The following is a 17,882-nucleotide window of genomic DNA, read 5'->3' as shown; positions in this document are numbered from 1 at the left end:
ACCTATGAATCATTGAAAAATTGATTCGGGAATCCTATAAAGCACGGCAAAATCAACGATCTGCCAAAGTAGTGCTATCAGGCCGGCGCCTTGCGGCCGATCAACCCGAACATGATCATGACGATGCTAAGGCCGCCGACGGCACCGGAGACTTCGCCGACCGTGCGCATCAGGACGACAGGATTGTTGGACCAGGGTGTCATGTCCCGCATGGACAGAAAGAACAGCACGGCGAGAGCCAGCAGCACCACGCCGACGGCGATCAAACGCCAGTTTCGCTTCCGCATGACAGACCTTCCTCGGGGCGACGCCAGGACGGGCGTGGCCGTACGATACGCAGAGGAATAGTGTCGTCGATTTCGGTTCGGGTTCGACCAGCCCACGAAATAAAGCAGAGCTCGGCGACCCACTTCGTGTCGCTGTTAACGCGCTACGCTATTTGCCGTCGATTTCTCGCCAGAGTGTCCAGATCCAGCCGGCGAAGGTCGCGACCAGCACGGGATAGGCGTAGGTCGGCAACGGTATGGACGTTGGCTCTAGCGGCTCACCCCAGAAAATTCTCGCCGCGGTGACGATGAACAGGGCCGCGCTCACGATGCCAAGGATTCGGATTGGCATGGCGAACAGCCCGGGAATGCTGATGAGGAGAAGCGCTGTCCCCCAAAGAGCGCTGCCGGCGGCAAACGCCGGGATGCTGCCCGCAACACCTGCCGCAGGGCCTGAAAGCATGATGATGCCCTCGCCGATGGCAAAAACCAGAAAGCCGCCGGCGACAACGTCATGCCCTGCCCGAAAGTATTTTGTGGCGAGCAGTGCTGCGGCCATCACGAGTCCCGAGCCGTCGATCGCCCACAGAATCCCCTGCACGTTCTGTTGCGTCACCATGGCCCCCGCCATTCCCAGGGCGCCACCAAGTGCAAGGCCTATAGCCGCGATCACGTTGATCGAGCGATGCATCGTCTTCCCCCAGCAGGACTCTGCCGATTCCACGGGTCGCGATGATGCCATCATGCCGGTGATTTGCCCGACGTGTCAATCGAATTTCGTAAAATCGGAAGGTGTCGCGCCGGCCGTCGCCGGCTACTTTGCATGGGGTTGTTTTCGAGTTTTTGTTGTCCGGCTCCAGGCCGGCCCCCGTCTCATCCGCCTCAGCTGTCGACCTTCAGCGCGGCAATGAAAGCTTCCTGCGGGATGTCGACCTTGCCGAACTGCCGCATCTTCTTCTTGCCTTCCTTCTGCTTCTCCAGAAGTTTCCGCTTACGCGTGATGTCGCCGCCGTAGCACTTTGCGGTGACGTCCTTGCGCAGCGCGCGCACGGTCTCGCGCGCGATCACCTTGCCGCCGATCGCCGCCTGGATCGGGATCTGGAACATGTGCTGCGGGATCAGCTCCTTCATCTTCTCGACCATGGCGCGGCCGCGGCCCTCCGCACGGGTCCGGTGCACCAGCATCGAGAGCGCATCGACCGGCTCGCCGTTGACCAGGATCTGCATCTTGACGAGATCGGCCGGCTTGTAGTCGGTGAGATGATAGTCGAACGAGGCGTAGCCCTTGGAGACCGATTTCAGGCGGTCGTAGAAGTCGAACACGACCTCGTTGAGCGGCAGGTCGTACTTCACCATCGCGCGGGAGCCGACATAGGTGAGCTCTTTCTGCGAGCCGCGGCGGTCCTGGCAGAGTTTTAGCACGCTGCCGAGATATTCGTCCGGCGTGAGGATCGTGGCCTCGATCCAGGGCTCGTCGATCTCCGATATCTTGACCACGTCGGGCATGTCGACGGGGTTGTGGATCTCGATCTCGGCGCCGTCGGTCAGCTTCATCTTGTAGATGACGCTCGGCGCGGTCGCGATCAAATTGAGATCGAACTCGCGCGACAGCCGCTCCTGGATGATCTCCAGGTGCAAGAGGCCGAGGAAGCCGCAGCGGAAGCCGAAGCCCAGTGCGGCAGAGGTCTCCATCTCGAAGGAGAAGCTGGCGTCGTTCAGGCGCAGCTTACCCATCGCGGCGCGCAGCGTCTCGAAGTCGTCGGCATCGACCGGGAACAGGCCGCAGAAGACCACGGGGATCGCCGGCTTGAAGCCCGGCAGCATCTCAGCGACCGGCTTCTTGTCGTCGGTGATGGTGTCGCCGACGCGGGTGTCGGCGACTTCCTTGATCGCGGCGGTGATGAAGCCGATCTCGCCGGGGCCGAGCTCGTCGACCTGCTGCATCTTCGGCGTGAAGAAGCCGACGCGCTCGACGTCGTAGGCGGCGCCCGTGCCCATCATGCGGACGCGGCTGCCCTTCTTCATGATGCCGTCGACGACACGGATCAGCACGACGACGCCGAGATAGACGTCATACCAGCTGTCGACCAGCAGCGCCTTCAAGGTCGCGTCGCGGTCGCCCTTCGGCGGCGGCAGGCGGGTGACGATGGCCTCCAGCACATCGGGCACGCCAAGGCCGGTCTTGGCCGAGATCATCACCGCATCCGACGCATCGATGCCGATGACGTCCTCGATCTGCTGCTTGATCTTTTCCGGCTCGGCGGCCGGAAGGTCGACCTTGTTCAGGACCGGGACGATCTCGTGATTGTTGTCGAGTGCCTGGTAGACGTTGGCGAGCGTCTGCGCCTCGACGCCCTGGCTGGCGTCGACCACGAGCAGGGAACCCTCGCAGGCCGCCAGCGACCGCGAGACCTCGTAGGCGAAGTCGACGTGGCCGGGCGTGTCCATCAGGTTGAAGATGTAATCCTTGCCGTCCTTGGCGCGGTACGAGAGCCGGACGGTCTGCGCCTTGATGGTGATGCCGCGCTCGCGCTCGATATCCATGGAATCGAGCACCTGCTCCTTGCCGGCCATTTCGCGCTCGGACAGGCCGCCCGTCATCTGGATCAGGCGGTCGGCCAGGGTCGATTTGCCATGGTCGATATGGGCGACGATGGAGAAATTGCGGATGTTGGAAATGGGGGCGGTCGTCATGGGGCGCGGGATACCACTCACATCCCCGTGCGGCAACCATTCCCTTGATCTGCCGGGGGATCGCTCAGGGCTTCCCAAACCTTCAACCCATCGATTTCAGGCGGCGCCTCTGCTATTTTTGCAGCTTTCAATGGTGGAGGCGGGCCATGCGTTGGAAAATTCTTTGCATTCTCGTATTTGCCGCATCTTTTACCTCCCCGGCCTCGGCGGAGAAGCGCGTAGCCCTCGTCATCGGCAACTCCGCCTACCAGAGCGTGCCGCGGCTTGAAAATCCGAAGAACGACGCGCTGCTGGTGGCCGATACGTTGCAACGGCTCGGCTTCACGCTGGTCGGCGGCACCGCCCAGGTCGAGCTGGACAAGGCGGGGTTCGACAACGCGGTCCAGCACTTCGGCAGCCAATTGATCGGTGCCGACGTCGCCTTGTTCTATTACGCCGGGCACGGCATCCAGATTCGCGGAACGAACTATCTCGTGCCGGTTACGGCGAACCCAGCCCGCGAGACAGACGTCGATTTCCAGATGGTCGATGTTGCGCTGGTGCTTCGACAGATGGACGGAGCAGGTACCAAGCTGAACATCGTCATCCTCGATGCCTGCAGGAACAATCCATTTGGCGGTCGCGGCTTGCGTGGGTCGGACGGCGGCCTGGCGCAAATCCGCGCACCGGAGGGAACGCTGCTCTCCTATGCGACGCAGCCTGGAAACGTTGCGCTCGACGGGAGTGATGGCCACAGCCCCTATACGCGGGCGCTGGTCGAAACGATGCAGCGGCCCGGGCTCGATGTGCTGCAGACGTTCAATCAGGTGGGACTCTCAGTGAAGCGTGCGACCGGAAGCGCGCAGCAACCCTGGGTTTCCACCTCCCCGATCGATGGCTCGTTCTACTTCTCCGGAGGCCCAGCAGCCCAGGTCGCGACGGTCGATGTGCCGGCGACGGTCGTGCCGCCGCCTTCCAACCTTCCGTCTTCCGCGCCTTCCGTGACGAGGACACAATCGGACTTCCTTTTTCCGGATTCGGATACACGCCTGCTTGACGAAAGCGATCTGAGGACGTTGAGCAAGGATGATCTGCGCCTTGCGCGCAACGAAATCTTTGCGCGGCGAGGGCGCTACTTCAACTCGCCAGATCTGACGGCCAGGTTTTCAATGTTCCCCTGGTACGCGCCCCACACCTGGGACCCTCAGCTGAACGCCGTCGAGAAGGCAAACGTTGCCTTGATCGAGCGTTACGAATCCGGCGGACCGACTCAAAACGGTTTCATCTTTCCCGATTCGGACCGGCGCCTGCTCACTCCCGCCGATCTGCGCGGGCTTTCGAACGACGAGCTACGCCTTGCGCGCAACGAGATCTTTGCGCGACGGGGACGCTATTTCGAGTCGGCGGATCTGAAAGCCCGCTTCGAGCGCTTCCCGTGGTATTCGCCCAATACATGGAATCCCAAGCTCAATTCGATCGAGGAGGCCAACATCGCGCTGCTCGATCAGGCCGGCAAGCACCGATGATCGCGTCGCGGGCGGCCCGCGTCCTCATCGTTCTCCTGCTTGCACCCGCGCCTGCGAAGGCCCAAACCAGGACCGAACTGCTCGATCGGCTGGTTCGTGCCTATCCCGAAGCTCTGTCGAGCCACGACGGCAAGCACATTCTTTGGCGTGATGGCACGACCATGCCCGTGGACGATGGTGTCGACGACAAGTCTTTTGATCAGCGCCTACGCAATGCCTCCATTCTCGACCAGCTGCGTTTGCCCTATCCTGTCGGCGCTTCCGCGCCCCCTGCATTGAACGCTGATCCCGGAAGGTTCCGGAACGAGGCGTTCTTCAAGAAGATGTATGGCGATTGCCACAATGGCGAGGTCCAGCGGAATCTCGTCACCGTCGTCTGGCTGCCCCGGTCGTGGGGAAAGACGATCCGGGTGACGCGGATCAATGGCGTCGCCGATCGGCTCAGAGAGGTGTCAGCGGAGATCGAAAAGCTCGATCCCGCGCTGAAGGCTGCCGCCTTTCCCATTGCGGGCGTCCTGTCGTGCCGGCCCGTCGCCGACACCGGAAGAATGAGCATGCATGGCTATGCCGCCGCAATCGATCTGAACTTGCGATACTCCGACTATTGGTTGTGGGCGGGCCGAAGCAAGTCCGTTCCCTACAAGAACAGGATGCCGCGGGAGATCGTCGACATCTTCGAACGCCACGGATTCATCTGGGGCGGAAAATGGTATCACTACGACACCATGCATTTCGAATACCGCCCGGAACTCCTGGTTGGTGGTTCTCGATAACTTTTCCGCGCCAAAGGCGCGTTCAGCGGTTCTCATTCACGCCAAGCTGATTTCACTAAAGCGCAAAACGCGCTAGGCAACGACCCATGTCGACGACTTCGATCCTGCCCGCCGGAACGCACGCGAAGCGCGGTTTGAGCCCGAGGCGGCTCGTAGCCCGGCTGGTCGCCAGCGCCACCGATCCCAAAACCCGCCTGTGGCTGGTGATCCAGCTCGCCGTCCTCCATGCGGTGGTGTGGACCTTCATTCTGATCAATCTGAAGGCCGCGCAGGACGTTCACATGGACGTCGCCGAAGCCTATGCCTGGGGTCAGAAATTCCTGCTCGGCTACGGCAAGCACCCGCCGCTGTCGGGCTGGATCGCAGGCCTCTGGTTCATGGTCTTTCCGCCGATGGATTGGGCGACCTATGCGCTCGCGATGGTGACCGTCAGCCTCGGCATGGTGATCTGCTGGCTGATCGCGCTGCGTGTGGTCGACGCCCGGCGCGCATTCCTCGTCCTGGTGATGACCGCGCTCTACCCGATCTTCAACTTCAAGGGTTTCAAGTACAACCCGGATTTGTTGCAACTCGTCACGCTCCCGCTCCTCGTGCTCGCCTATCTCAACGCGTTCGAGAAACGGAGCTGGCAATCCGGCGTCCTGCTCGGGCTCGCCGGGGCGCTCGCGCTGATGACGAAATACTGGGTGCTGACCATGATCGGCGCCATCGGCCTTGCCGCGCTGATCCATCCGGATCGCGTCAGATTCCTGGCCTCGCCGGCGCCATGGGTTGCAATCGCAACGCTGCTCGTCGCGATGATCCCGCATGGCATCTGGCTGGCTGACGCGCATTTCGTGCCGCTGACCTATGCCGGCGACACCTACAGCCTCAGCGATCGCGCGCAGATCAACGATCTCGTGCGCGGCTACGCCCTGCATAATTTCGCACTGCTCGCACTCCCGGTGGCGCTGGCGGCACTGGCGATGGCGCTGGTGCCGCCGTGGTGGAGATTGCTGCTGCGCGCCCCCCTGGCGATCGTCAGCCGCGCCTGGGCGCGCGGCGACAATCCTGGCGTCAACGTCTCGCAGGCGCTGAATATCTGGATCATCCAGATCATCGTCGCGGTCGGCCCGCCGCTCGGCGCGCTCGCCTTCGGCATCTACATGAAGACGGACTGGGGCATCTCGCTGTTCTTCCTGGTGCCGTTGGCGCTGGTTTCGATCCCGGCGCTGCGCGTGCAGCGCGCGAGCCTGTTCAACGTTGCAGCGATCTGGCTCGTGCTGTCGCTGGCAACGCTCGCCGCTTCGCCCTGGATTGCCGCGCGCGAAATGGCCGCTAATGCCGGCAACACCGCGACCTATGGCGCGCGCTCCGAGCTCGCGCGTGAATTGACGCAGGCGTGGCGCACCCGCTTCGGCTCACGCTGGCCGATCGTCGCCGGCACCATGGAAACCATCCAGCCGATGGCATTCTACAGCCCCGATCATCCGAGCCCGTTCACGCCGCACGAAGCCTGGAGCTCCGGCCTGACCGCAGCGGAGGACGTCAAGCGCCTCGGCTTCATCGGCGTGTTCGATCCCACCGACGGCCGCGCGGACGATTTCGACAAATGGGTCAAGGAAACCGCGCCGAACGCCGAGCGGATCGTGATGACGACGCGCCGCTTCACCCATGGCAAGGCAGGCCCTGCGATGACGTGGAACGTCTACATCGCGCCGCCGGGAGGGTAACTCTTCGCCGCAAGCTGTAAGGTGGGCGAAGGTGCGAAGCGCCGTGCCCACCACTTCTGTCGAGAGTTGGAGAGTGGTGGGCACGCTTCGCATTGCCCACCCTACGCAGCTTCATTCGCTGAAGCCGCTACGTCCCTTCCTCGTTGAACTTGCTTTCAACGAGCTCGGTGATCGCGGCGAGCGCGGCCTCGGCGTCATCGCCCTTGGCTGAAACGGTGATCGTCGTGCCGGGCCCTGCGGCCAGCATCATCAACCCCATGATCGAGGTGCCGCCGACGGTCTCGCCGCCGCGCGTCACCCAGACCTGCGCGTTGAAGCGTTCCACCGCCTGCACGAACTTTGCAGACGCGCGCGCGTGCAGGCCGCGCTTGTTGATGATCAGCAGTTCTTTGGAGATCGCCCCTTCGGGCACGCCAGTTCCCGCAGGAGGACTGGCCTCACTTCCGAGTGGCGCGTCGTCGCTCATTTGCCGGCGAGCACGCGGCTGGCGATGGTGACGTATTTGCGGCCGGCCTCCTGGGCCATCGCGATCGCGTCGGGCAGCGCGCGCTCCTCGCGCACCTTGGCGAGCTTCACGAGCATTGGGAGATTGATGCCCGCCAGCACTTCGACCTTGGGTCGGCTCATGCAGGATATTGCAAGGTTGGACGGCGTGCCGCCGAACATATCGGTTAGGATCGCAACGCCGTCGCCGGAATCGACGCGATTAACCGCTTCGATAATGTCGCTTCGACAGAGATCGGAATCATCCTCGGCACCGATCGTAATCGCTTCGATTTGCTTTTGTGGGCCCATGACATGCTCAAGCGCTGCCTTGAACTCGTCGGCAAGGCGCCCGTGGGTCACAAGTACTAGACCAATCATCGGAAAACTCCTCGCGGGCGCTTTTGGTGCGCCGCACGAACGCGCCACTTTGACCATCCAGAGCCCCCGCGCAAGAGGGGATGTTGCGTATCTCCCTGAATCTAGACGGATGGATGAGGGGAGCTGCGCCGATCTATTCGGTCGCGATAGTGGGGTTCATATGGTTACCATTTCCCTTCAAACAATCGCCCGAAGGGTTAACGGAAGATGAACTCTTGGTAGTGATCAAGGCCGCGACAACCAGGGGAAGGGCCTGGTGACCCACTCCGACCGGGATTCGCGGTAATTCAACACCGGAAATGTTGGTTTTCAGGGCTTCTGGCGACGGCAGGCGCTCCGCATCAGGGGCAGCGAGGTCGACCACGAGGCCGACAGTCGCATGCTCCACGAAGTCGCAGCGGCGGATGCCGAGGCCCCGGATCTCGATCAGGCCGGCCAGGACGGGGGCAGGGCGGACTACAATTTCGTTGCCGACTGTCGCCAGATGGACACGGTCGTCGCCCACCAAAACGGCCCTTTCGACCATCCCGGCGCGGCCCGCCATGATCAAATCGAAGGCAAGGCGCGATTTACCGGCGCCCGAGGGCCCCCGGATCAGCACAGCCTTATTCCCGATTCTGACCGCGGAGGCGTGGACGCTAGCGCTGTCCTCGCTCATAGCGCCGGCAGCCTCACCAGGAAGCGTGCGCCGGCAACCGTGGGCTCGCCGTCGGCGTCCGGGGTACCAACGCGATTCTCCGCCCAGATGCGTCCGCCATGGGCCTCGATGATCTGCTTGGAGATCGACAGGCCGAGGCCGGAGTTCTGGCCAAAGCCCTGATGCGGGCGATCAGTGTAGAAGCGCTCGAAGATGCGCTCCAGCGCGTCCTCGCGGATGCCGGGGCCGTCATCGTCGACCAAGATCTCGATCTCGGTTCGCACGCGGCGGCAGGTCATGCGCACCTTGTTGCCCGGCTCGGAGAAGGACTGCGCGTTCGACAAGAGGTTGGAGATGACCTGCCCAAGCCGCGAATCGTGGCCGGTTACGGATAGGCCGTCGGTCGGGCCGCGGCCTTCGAATCGGGTTTCGACCGCGACGTCGTGGCCGAGCTTGGTCTCGTTGGCGACCGAGGTGAGCGTCGTCAGCAACCGCCGCAGATCGACCGGGATAGCATCCTGCCGCTGCAGTTCGGCATCGAGCCGGCTCGCATCCGAAATATCCGAGATCAGGCGGTCGAGCCGCTTCACGTCGTGCTCGATCACTTCCAACAGGCGCGCGCGGCTGGTGTCGTTGCGCGCGAGCGGCAAGGTCTCGACCGCCGAGCGTAGCGAGGTCAGCGGGTTTTTCAGCTCGTGCGCGACGTCGGCGGCGAACATCTCGATCGCCTCGATGCGGCGATAGAGCGCATTGGTCATGTCGCGCAGCGCGCCGGAGAGATGGCCGATCTCGTCGCGGCGGCGAGTGAAGTCGGGGATCTCGATGCGGGACTTGGTGCGGCGACGGACGCGCTCGGCACTGTCGGCGAGGCGCCGGACGGGACCAGCGATCGTGCTTGCGAGCAGCAGCGACAGCATGATCATGACGGCGGCTGCGACACCGCCGACTTTCAGGATCGCCAGCCGCTCGGCCGTGACCATCTGGTCGATATCGTCGCCCTGGGTGGACAGCATCAAGGCGCCATGGATGGCACGCGAGCGCAGCACGGGCACTGCGACCGAGACGATCACCTCGCCGCGCGAATTGACCCGCACCATCGACCGCTTCTGGCCCTTCAGCGCGTCACCCACCTCGTCATAGCCATTGCCGTTTTCGGGCCCGAGCTCGCGATAGAGCGGCAGGTCGCCGCGGTTGAGCCAGGTGCGCACCGAGGTCATGCCGCGTTCGAGGATGCCGGGCTTCTCGGACGGCGGCGGCAGGTCGTATCGCAGCACGTTCTCGAGGTTGCGGCTGTCCAGCAGGAGGATGCCGTTGGGATCGTAGATCCGCGCGCGCGTCTTGGTCGGTGAGATCAGCGTGCGCAGCACCGGCGCCACGCGCTCCGGATTGATCGGGAAATCCAGCGGCGAATAGTCGTCCGACCCGCTATAGCTGTCGCCCAGCTTGAGGTCGAGCAGCCGGTCGGGGTCGATGGTGATGGCGTTGGTCTGCACCGTCGCGGAGGCCGCGATCGCCCCCGCGATGATCTCTCCCTGCACCAACAGGCTCTGCGCGCGCGCGTCGATCAGGCCGGCGCGGAACTGCGACAGGTAAAGGATGCTCGCGACCAGCGCGACGAGGCCGGCGAGATTCAGCGAGACGATGCGGCGGGTCAGGCTCGAGAAAGAGAGAGCGAAGAAGAACTGTCCGGCGCGCTTCAGCCAGTTCAGAGGCCGCCAGCCCTGCGCGACCTGCTTCTCCTCAGCCGAATAGTCCTGAACGCCCGTGGACACGACATCCTCGGCGTTCAGGCTGGAATCAGGCTGTGTCCGGTCAAGCAATGCTTACGCCCGCGTTAGGACTGGTCGTGCGATTGGTCCCGCATCTTAGCCGAGACCGACAACCCCGTCAGTCCGCAAAGTCCCCGAAAGAGGCCAGCTCGCCTCAGGCTTCCTTGAAGCGGTAGCCGACGCCGTAAAGTGTCTCGATCATCTCGAACTCGTTGTCGACCACCTTGAACTTCTTGCGCAGCCGCTTGATGTGGCTGTCGATGGTGCGATCGTCGACATAGACCTGGTCGTCATAGGCAGCATCCATCAGCGCGTTGCGGCTCTTCACCACGCCGGGCCGGGTCGCCAGCGCCTGGAGGATCAGGAATTCGGTGACCGTCAGCGTCACCGGCTCGTTCTTCCAGGTGCAGGTGTGTCGCTCGGGATCCATACGCAGAAGGCCGCGATCCAGCGCCTTGGCGTCGTTCTCCTTCGGCGCGGCGGTCGGGTCCTTCGGCGCCGAGCGACGCAATACCGCCTTGACGCGCTCGACCAGCAGCCGCTGCGAGAACGGTTTGCGTATGAAATCGTCGGCACCCATCTTGAGGCCGAACAGCTCGTCGATCTCCTCGTCCTTGGAGGTGAGGAAGATCACCGGCAGATCGGATTTCTGGCGCAGCCGCCGCAGCGTCTCCATGCCGTCCATGCGCGGCATCTTGATGTCGAGAATGGCAAGATCGGGCTGCGTGGTGCGGAAGCCGTCCAGCGCGGAGGCGCCGTCGGTGTACGTCATGATGCGATAGCCTTCGGCTTCCAGCGCAATCGAGACGGATGTGAGAATGTTGCGGTCGTCGTCGACCAAAGCGATTGTGGGCATGAGCCTCTGCTTTCCGTTGGGGTCGTGATCTAAAACGGCGAGCAATTCAGTGATGCGCCGCATACATGGGCCCCCAAACCTGGGGTTCGAACCTTGTCACCGAGCAATGCAAGCTGGGCTGAAGTGTGACCAAAGTTCCTCGAAACGCGGCGAAGCTGCCGCGGTCCGACCCGTAACCGGACCCCGTTTAACCCCGAAAAGGCCGGCCTTGCAACCCGTAAAAGCCGGAAAACCGAAGAGAATCAGATGCAACCGACCTCCGATTTCGACCCCGGAAAGCTCGCCAAATCGCTGCTGCGGCGCTCCCGGCAGGGAGCGCTGGCGACCCTGATGCCCGGTACGGGCGATCCCTATTGCTCCCTGGTCAATCTGGCAAGCCACCCCGACGGCTCGCCGATTCTGCTTATCTCGCGGCTTGCCGTGCATACCAAAAATATCCTCGCCGACGGGCGGGTCTCGTTGATGCTGGACGAGCGCGGCCCCGGCGATCCCCTGGAAGGAGCCCGAATCATGCTGTCGGGACAGGCGGAGCAGGGGACGGAAGGCGAGCTGGAGCTCCTGCGCCGGCGCTACCTGGCCGCCCATCCCTCAGCGGAAGACTTTGTTTCGTTTAAGGATTTTTCTTTCTTCCGGATCAAGCCATCCCGAACCCATCTGGTCGCGGGATTCGGCCGTATCCTCGATCTCAAGCCCGAGCGGTTCCTCACGGACCTCGCGGGCGCTGGCGAACTGCTTGAAGCCGAGGAGCGCGCGGTCGCGCACATGAATGCCGACCATCGCGACACCATGAGTCTGTACGCGACAAGGTTGCTCGGTGCAGCCGAAGCCGACTGGCGCTGCACGGGCTGTGATCCCGAGGGCCTGGACATGCAGTCGGAACAGGCCGTGCTGCGGCTCGAGTTCCCCGAGCGGGTGACGGATGGCAACGCGCTGCGCAAGATGCTGGTGGAGCTGGCGGGCGAGGCGCGGGCCAAGGGCGGTTAGCAACAGCCGGCATGAACGGCGACGCCCATCGCTGCGACCCATGGTCAAGCAATATGGCCTGGGTTGGCAACGAGAGCTTTCATGACACGACATGTACGTTTGGCGCTGGCGGCTGGCCTTGCGCTCGCGCTCGGCGCATCCTTTGCCACATCTGCCACGGCCCAGAATTTCGCCGTGCAAAGCGCCAAGATCAACGAACTGAGCCGCGCCGGCAAATATGCGGAGGCGCTGCCGCTAGCGCAGGCCATGGTGGCAAGCCTCGAGAAGAGCAACAACAGCCGCGATCTCGCCGGTGCGCTGAACAACATTGCCCAAATCCATGTCGCGCAGGGTGATGACGATCAGGCCGAGCCCCTCTACAAGCGCGCCATCGCACTTCTGGAAAAATCCCTCGGCCTCGACACGGTGGAGATCGCGCCCGAGCTGAACAACCTCGCCGCGCTCTATCAGCGCCAGCAACGCTTCGCCGACGCCGAGCCGCTGTTCAAGCGCGCGCTCGCGATCCGCGAAAAGACGCTGCCGCGCGAACATCCCGATGTCGGTCAGTCCCTCAACAATCTCGCCACGCTCTATGTGAAACAGGAGCGCTATGCAGACGCCGAACCGCTGTTTCAGCGCGCGCTCGCCATCTACCAGAAGGCAGGCGGCCCGGAGCATCCCGCAGTGGCGACGCTCCTGAACAATATCGGCCAGCTCGATCGCGACCTCAACCGCGATGCGGATGCAGAGGCGCCGATCAAACGCTCGCTTGCGATCCGCGAAAAGGTGCTGGGCGCCGACCATCCCGATGTTGCGCGCTCGCTGAACAATCTTGCCGGGCTCTACGAGCACGAGCAGCGTTTCGCCGATGCCGAGCCGCTCTATCGCCGCGCGCTCTCGATCCGCGAGCGTGCGCTCGGACCCGATCATCCCGATGTCGCGACCTCGACCAGCAATCTCGCTTTTTTCCTGCAAGCGTCGGGTAAGACCGCCGAGGCGCTGCCGCTCGCGGAGAAGGCGCTTGCCAATAGCGGCGCGCAGCTCCGCGTCGTACTGCCGGTCCTGTTTGTCGCGCGGCAGCAGCAATTGCTGACTGACGACAAGGCGCTGGACGACGCGCTTGCCGCTATCCAGCGCGGCACGCAATCCTCCGCCGCGTCGGCCGTGAACAAGCTCGCGGTGCGGCTTGCCGCCGGCAGCGATCGGCTTGCCGAGCTGGCGCGGCGGGACCAGGATCTCGCCTCGGAGGCAGATGCACTCGACAGGGCGATCATCGCCGCAGTGTCGAAGCAGCCCGGGCAGCGCGATGCGGCCGGCGAGCAGCGCAATCGGCAGCGTCTTGCGGCGATCGCAAGCGAGCGCGCGAGCTTGCAGAAGACGCTTGCCGTCGAATTCCCGGACTATGCCTCGCTCTCCAATCCGCTGCCACTGGCGGTAAAACAGATCCAGGCGCTCTTGTCGGCCGATGAAGCGATGGTGCTCTATGCCGCCGTCGACAAAGAGAGCTATGTCATCGCGATCACGCGCGAAGGCGTCGACTGGAAACGGATTGCGCTCGGCGCTGACGCGCTTGCGCAAAAGGTCTCGGCGTTCCGCAAGGGGCTCGACGTCGGCAAGGCTGGCGATTCTTCAGGTAAATCGGGGCTGTTCGATCTGGCGCTTGCCAACGAGCTCTATATGACGCTGCTCGGGCCCGTCGAGACGCTTACAAAGGACAAGCGCAGCCTGCTCGTGGTCCCCTCCGGTGCGCTGACGGCACTGCCGTTTCATCTGCTGGTCACCGACAAGCCGCAAGCGGCCATTCCGGACACGCTCGAGGGTTATCGCCGCGCTGCGTGGTTGTTGCGGCGCCAGGCCGTCTCGGTTTTGCCCTCGGTGGTCAGCCTGAAGTCGCTGCGCGCCTTTGCGCGCAGGGATCAGAGCGTCAAGCCGATGACCGGCTTTGGCGATCCACTGTTCAATCCGGCGCAGGAGGCGCCTGCTGACCGGCGCGCGACAAAGGCTGCGGCGCGCAGCATCGCGACGCTTGCCTATACCGAATTCTGGCGCGGCGCCGGCGTCGATCGCGTGCGGCTCGCCCAGGCGCTGCCGCAACTGCCCGATACGGCCGACGAGCTCAGTGCCGTGGCAAAGGACGTCGGTGCTGCCGAAGCCGATGTCCATCTCGGCCGCGACGCCAGCGAGACGACACTGAAGCGGGCAGCGCTTGCCCAATACAGCATCATCTATTTCGCCACCCATGGTCTCGTCGCCGGAGACGTCAAGGGATTGGGCGAGCCTTCGCTCGCGCTCTCGATGCCGGATCAGCCGACCGACTTCGACGACGGCCTGCTCACCGCAAGCGAAGTCGCGCAGCTCAAGCTCAATGCGGACTGGGTCGTGCTATCGGCGTGCAACACCATCGCCGCCGACAGGCCTGGCGCGGAGGCGTTGTCGGGACTGGCACGCGCGTTCTTCTATGCTGGCGCGCGTGCGCTTCTGGTCTCGCATTGGGCAGTCGATTCCGAAGCTGCCACCCGGCTGACCACATCGACTTTCGATTTGCTCAAAAACGAACCAGGACTCGGCCGAGCCGAAGCATTGCGGCGCGCAATGTTAACCTATCTCGATGACGCCTCCTCGCCGCGCAATGCCTATCCTGCGATCTGGGCGCCCTTCGCGCTGATCGGAGAAGGTGCGGTACGATAGAACAGCGCTGGAAAAGCAGCGAGGATTGTGCGTTGCAAAATCCCTGACGGCGCTGATTTGCCCATTTGGTTGCGCGACCATCGATCGTTTTCTACGCGCACGCGTTAGAACAGGCATGCGCGACTTTTGGCCCGGCCCTTGAATAAACCAAATCCTACGGGATCAGCTTGGCAACGCCAGCGTTCATCAGTATTAGGTCGTTCAGCCGAGGCCGGACGGCCTATTATTCACGGTGGCCGCGATGGATGGCGCTCAAAGATGATCGCGCCAATAATGCGGGTTCTAGGAGGATTTTTCGTGCAAGAGACGGGCGTGCGCAACGGTGCCTTTGGCGCCGACAAATTCGGCTTAAAGAATCTCAAGCGGGTTCATTGGAATCTCGGCGCACCACAACTTTATCAGTACTCGCTCTCCGCCGGAGAAGCGGTGCTCTCCGCAGACGGCGCGCTCTGCGCGGATACCGGTGAGTTCACCGGCCGCAGCCCGAAGGACAAGTTCACGGTTCGCGACGCCACCACCGACAAGAAGATGTGGTGGGCCGGCAATCAGTCGATCACCTCGGAGCAGTTCGAGACGCTCTATCAGGATTTCCTCAAGCACGCCGAAGGCAAGAGCCTGTTCGCGCAGGACCTCTATGGCGGCGCCGATCCGGCCTACCGGATCAAGACGCGTGTCTTCACCGAGCTCGCCTGGCACTCGCTGTTCATCCGCACGCTCCTGATCCGCCCCGAGGCGATCGAGCTGTCGACCTTCGTGCCCGAGCTCACCATCATCGACATGCCGAGCTTCCGCGCCGATCCGAAACGTCACGGCTGCAAGTCGGAGAACGTCGTCGCGATCGACTTCGCCCGCAAGATCGTGCTGATCGGCGGCTCCTATTATGCCGGCGAGATGAAGAAGTCGGTCTTCACCACGCTGAACTATTACCTGCCCGAGCGTGGCGTGATGCCGATGCATTGCTCGGCCAATGTCGGATCGAAGGGTGACACCGCGATCTTCTTCGGCCTGTCCGGCACCGGCAAGACCACGCTGTCGGCCGATCCGAACCGCACGCTGATCGGCGACGACGAGCATGGCTGGGGCCCGAACGGCGTGTTCAATTTCGAAGGCGGCTGCTACGCCAAGTGCATCAAGCTGTCGAAGGATGCCGAGCCGGAGATCTACGCCGCCTCGACGCGCTTCGGCGCGGTGCTCGAGAACTGCGTGCTCAACGAAGACACCCGCGTCGTCGATTTCGACGACGGCTCCAAGACCGAGAACACGCGCTCGGCCTATCCGCTGGATTTCATCCCCAACGCCTCGCGCACCGGACGTGCGCCGCAGCCGAAGAACGTGGTGATGCTCGCCGCCGACGCCTTCGGCGTGCTGCCGCCGATCGCAAAGCTCTCGCCGGCACAGGCGATGTACCACTTCCTGTCCGGTTACACGGCGAAGGTTGCGGGCACCGAGCGCGGCCTCGGCAACGAGCCGCAGCCGGAATTCTCCACCTGCTTCGGCTCGCCCTTCCTGCCGCTCGATCCAAGCGTCTACGGCAACATGCTGCGCGACCTGATCGCCCAGCACAATGTCGACTGCTGGCTGGTCAACACCGGGTGGACCGGTGGCAAGTACGGTGTCGGCTCGCGCATGCCGATCAAGGTGACGCGCGCGCTGCTCACCGCCGCGCTCGACGGATCGCTTCGCAACGTCGAATTCCGCACCGACAAATATTTCGGCTTCGCGGTCCCGACCGCGTTGCCGGGCGTGCCAGCTGAGATCCTCAACCCGGTCAACACCTGGAAGGACAAGGACGAGTTCGACAAGACTGCTCGCGCGCTGGTCGGCATGTTCCAGAAGAACTTTGCCAAGTTCGAAGCCCAGGTCGACGCCGAAGTCCGCGCCGCCGCGCCGGATGTGAAGCTGGCGGCGGAGTAACGCTTCGTTACGTGGAAATGAAAAAGGGCGGCCGAGAGGCCGCCCTTTTTGTTTGCGTCTGTTGGCACACCGCTGTAGCCGCCGGCCACGCGCTCGGTGTCGTCCCGGCGAAGGCCGGGACCCATACCCCCAGGGAGAAGTTGTGGCGCGAGCTGACAACTCCGAATCTTTCGCCAAACTACTCCCTGGGGGTATGGGTCCCGGATCTGCGCTCGCTCCGCTCGCTTGTCCGGGACGACGAGTGTACTCACGCCTTGAAATACGCGATCTGCGTCGTGGTCGCGAGCAGGCGGCCGTTGGGCGACCACAGCTCGCCGGTCTGATCGCCGTAGCTTTTGTGGAAGATCTTGGCATCGGCGGTGGCGAGCACGCGCGTGATGTCCTCGGCGGCGAGCGCCTCGCTGTCAGTGTGAAAATAGGTCGTCAGCGACACCGTGCCGAACGGCACCAGCTCGCGCCGCGCGTGGAAGATGCGGCCGAAGAAAGCATCCGACATTGCCATCAGCGACGGCATGTCGAGCTTGCGCGGTGTGCGATCGCTGATCCACACCTTCGAATAGGTGCTGGCTAGTTCTTCCTTCCCGGCGCCGATCCGCATCTCTCCCTCGACGAAGCGGAATTCGTACTGGTTGGCCCAGGACGCCTTGATCTTGGGAAAGGGCAGCGTCGCTTCAAAAGGCGGCGCGTCGGGAAACTGTGCCACCTGATGGGACCAGGAGGGGCGGCGATCGGCAAACACGGCGGTGGCAAGCGTTGCGACCTCGCCGCCGTCCTGTGACAGCTCGACGCACCAATGCTGGCTGGAGCGATTGGCCTTCACCAGCCGCACGTCGAGATCGAACACGCCCTTGGCGATCGGCGCGCAGTAGTTCACGGTCATCGACAGCGGGTCGCCGGCGGCCTGCGGATGGTCGATCAGTGCGCGCAAAATCGTCGCAGCCGTAGCGCCGCCGAATGGGCCGACGAAGGCCCAGTAGTCGTCGCTGGTCTGACCCTGCCAGCAACTGTCACCGGCGGTGATGCGCGTCGCTTCGTCGAAGAGGTGCGGGAGTTTGGCGTGCATGAACTAGACCTCGATACCGACCCGGTCGTCATTGCGAGGAGCGAAGCGACGAAGCAATCCAGACTCCCGCTGCGCAAAGATTCTGGATTGCTTCGCTCGCAATGACGATCGTTGAGGCGAGGGTGACCATCACTGACGCCCCTCCCTTGGAGATGATGACGGTCATATCATCATTGCA

At 63.3% G+C, this 17,882-nt stretch carries 15 protein-coding genes; 6 read left to right on the top strand and 9 right to left on the bottom strand.

What is annotated here, in order from left to right:
• Positions 1 to 77 precede the first annotated feature (77 nt).
• From SO140_RS12105 to lepA, 3 genes are all read right to left on the bottom strand, one after another.
• A complete protein-coding gene (locus SO140_RS12105; protein ID WP_449378259.1) occupies positions 78 to 287 on the bottom strand; it encodes a hypothetical protein in 210 nt (69 codons plus the stop codon).
• A gap of 148 nt (positions 288 to 435) precedes the next feature.
• Complete coding sequence (locus SO140_RS12100) at positions 436 to 957, bottom strand: hypothetical protein (RefSeq protein WP_449378258.1); 522 nt, start codon at positions 955 to 957, stop codon at positions 436 to 438.
• Between the two features lie 191 nt (positions 958 to 1,148).
• Positions 1,149 to 2,960 carry a translation elongation factor 4 gene (gene lepA / locus SO140_RS12095; protein ID WP_474800703.1) on the bottom strand — a complete coding sequence of 604 codons (1,812 nt, stop codon included), beginning with the start codon at positions 2,958 to 2,960 and terminating at the stop codon, positions 1,149 to 1,151.
• 146 nt (positions 2,961 to 3,106) lie between these two features.
• Here lepA and SO140_RS12090 point away from each other — a divergent pair, with 146 nt between their 5' ends.
• From SO140_RS12090 to SO140_RS12080, 3 genes are all read left to right on the top strand, one after another.
• Positions 3,107 to 4,465, top strand: coding sequence for a YARHG domain-containing protein (locus SO140_RS12090; RefSeq protein WP_449378257.1), 1,359 nt, complete (start codon positions 3,107 to 3,109; stop codon positions 4,463 to 4,465).
• On the top strand, positions 4,462 to 5,238 hold the full coding sequence (locus SO140_RS12085; RefSeq protein WP_449378256.1) for a M15 family metallopeptidase: 777 nt from the start codon (positions 4,462 to 4,464) through the stop codon (positions 5,236 to 5,238). Before SO140_RS12090 ends, SO140_RS12085 begins: the two co-directional genes overlap by 4 nt.
• An 86-nt stretch (positions 5,239 to 5,324) precedes the next feature.
• Positions 5,325 to 6,950, top strand: a complete 1,626-nt coding sequence (locus SO140_RS12080) for a glycosyltransferase family 39 protein (protein ID WP_449378255.1) — start codon at positions 5,325 to 5,327, stop codon at positions 6,948 to 6,950.
• 127 nt (positions 6,951 to 7,077) lie between these two features.
• Here the strand turns inward: SO140_RS12080 and SO140_RS12075 are convergent, their stop codons facing one another.
• The 5 genes from SO140_RS12075 to SO140_RS12055 form a co-directional block, all read right to left on the bottom strand.
• The gene (locus SO140_RS12075) at positions 7,078 to 7,416 is read right to left on the bottom strand and encodes an HPr family phosphocarrier protein (RefSeq protein ID WP_449378254.1); all 339 of its coding nucleotides are present in this window, start codon (positions 7,414 to 7,416) and stop codon (positions 7,078 to 7,080) included.
• Positions 7,413 to 7,814, bottom strand: coding sequence for a PTS sugar transporter subunit IIA (locus SO140_RS12070; protein ID WP_011090868.1), 402 nt, complete (start codon positions 7,812 to 7,814; stop codon positions 7,413 to 7,415). The genes SO140_RS12075 and SO140_RS12070 overlap by 4 nt, the downstream gene beginning before the upstream one ends.
• A 133-nt stretch (positions 7,815 to 7,947) precedes the next feature.
• Entirely contained in the window at positions 7,948 to 8,472 is a 525-nt protein-coding gene (locus tag SO140_RS12065) for an HPr kinase/phosphorylase (protein WP_449378253.1), read from the bottom strand.
• Positions 8,469 to 10,271 (bottom strand): sensor histidine kinase, encoded by a 1,803-nt coding sequence (locus SO140_RS12060; RefSeq protein ID WP_449378252.1) that lies wholly within the window; start codon positions 10,269 to 10,271, stop codon positions 8,469 to 8,471. Before SO140_RS12060 ends, SO140_RS12065 begins: the two co-directional genes overlap by 4 nt.
• Positions 10,272 to 10,374: 103 nt before the next feature.
• On the bottom strand, positions 10,375 to 11,076 hold the full coding sequence (locus tag SO140_RS12055; protein ID WP_027520846.1) for a response regulator transcription factor: 702 nt from the start codon (positions 11,074 to 11,076) through the stop codon (positions 10,375 to 10,377).
• Positions 11,077 to 11,322: 246 nt separating this feature from the next.
• On the opposite strand from SO140_RS12055, the gene SO140_RS12050 reads away from it, so the two are divergent.
• The 3 genes from SO140_RS12050 to SO140_RS12040 all read left to right on the top strand — a co-directional run bounded on the left by SO140_RS12050 (position 11,323) and on the right by SO140_RS12040 (position 16,641).
• Positions 11,323 to 12,060 carry a HugZ family pyridoxamine 5'-phosphate oxidase gene (locus SO140_RS12050; RefSeq protein WP_449378251.1) on the top strand — a complete coding sequence of 246 codons (738 nt, stop codon included), beginning with the start codon at positions 11,323 to 11,325 and terminating at the stop codon, positions 12,058 to 12,060.
• 81 nt (positions 12,061 to 12,141) lie between these two features.
• Entirely contained in the window at positions 12,142 to 14,727 is a 2,586-nt protein-coding gene (locus tag SO140_RS12045) for a CHAT domain-containing tetratricopeptide repeat protein (protein WP_449378250.1), read from the top strand.
• A gap of 297 nt (positions 14,728 to 15,024) precedes the next feature.
• The gene (locus tag SO140_RS12040; RefSeq protein WP_449378249.1) at positions 15,025 to 16,641 is read left to right on the top strand and encodes a phosphoenolpyruvate carboxykinase; all 1,617 of its coding nucleotides are present in this window, start codon (positions 15,025 to 15,027) and stop codon (positions 16,639 to 16,641) included.
• A 247-nt stretch (positions 16,642 to 16,888) separates the two neighbouring features.
• Here the strand turns inward: SO140_RS12040 and SO140_RS12035 are convergent, their stop codons facing one another.
• Positions 16,889 to 17,704: an acyl-CoA thioesterase gene (locus tag SO140_RS12035; RefSeq protein WP_449378248.1), complete on the bottom strand. Its 816-nt coding sequence runs from the start codon at positions 17,702 to 17,704 to the stop codon at positions 16,889 to 16,891.
• Positions 17,705 to 17,882: the final 178 nt, after the last annotated feature.

The sequence above is a fragment of the Bradyrhizobium sp. UFLA05-108 genome, from assembly GCF_059803455.1.
This window is presented reverse-complemented; position numbering and strand designations above follow the sequence as displayed.

Coding starts and splice junctions, on each gene's coding strand:
- SO140_RS12105 (WP_449378259.1), bottom strand. CDS start 287: ATGCGGAAGCGAAACTGGCGTTTGATCGCCGTCGGCGTGGTGCTGCTG.
- SO140_RS12100 (WP_449378258.1), bottom strand. CDS start 957: ATGCATCGCTCGATCAACGTGATCGCGGCTATAGGCCTTGCACTTGGT.
- lepA (WP_474800703.1), bottom strand. CDS start 2,960: ATGACGACCGCCCCCATTTCCAACATCCGCAATTTCTCCATCGTCGCC.
- SO140_RS12090 (WP_449378257.1), top strand. CDS start 3,107: ATGCGTTGGAAAATTCTTTGCATTCTCGTATTTGCCGCATCTTTTACC.
- SO140_RS12085 (WP_449378256.1), top strand. CDS start 4,462: ATGATCGCGTCGCGGGCGGCCCGCGTCCTCATCGTTCTCCTGCTTGCA.
- SO140_RS12080 (WP_449378255.1), top strand. CDS start 5,325: ATGTCGACGACTTCGATCCTGCCCGCCGGAACGCACGCGAAGCGCGGT.
- SO140_RS12075 (WP_449378254.1), bottom strand. CDS start 7,416: ATGAGCGACGACGCGCCACTCGGAAGTGAGGCCAGTCCTCCTGCGGGA.
- SO140_RS12070 (WP_011090868.1), bottom strand. CDS start 7,814: ATGATTGGTCTAGTACTTGTGACCCACGGGCGCCTTGCCGACGAGTTC.
- SO140_RS12065 (WP_449378253.1), bottom strand. CDS start 8,472: ATGAGCGAGGACAGCGCTAGCGTCCACGCCTCCGCGGTCAGAATCGGG.
- SO140_RS12055 (WP_027520846.1), bottom strand. CDS start 11,076: ATGCCCACAATCGCTTTGGTCGACGACGACCGCAACATTCTCACATCC.
- SO140_RS12050 (WP_449378251.1), top strand. CDS start 11,323: ATGCAACCGACCTCCGATTTCGACCCCGGAAAGCTCGCCAAATCGCTG.
- SO140_RS12045 (WP_449378250.1), top strand. CDS start 12,142: ATGACACGACATGTACGTTTGGCGCTGGCGGCTGGCCTTGCGCTCGCG.
- SO140_RS12035 (WP_449378248.1), bottom strand. CDS start 17,704: ATGCACGCCAAACTCCCGCACCTCTTCGACGAAGCGACGCGCATCACC.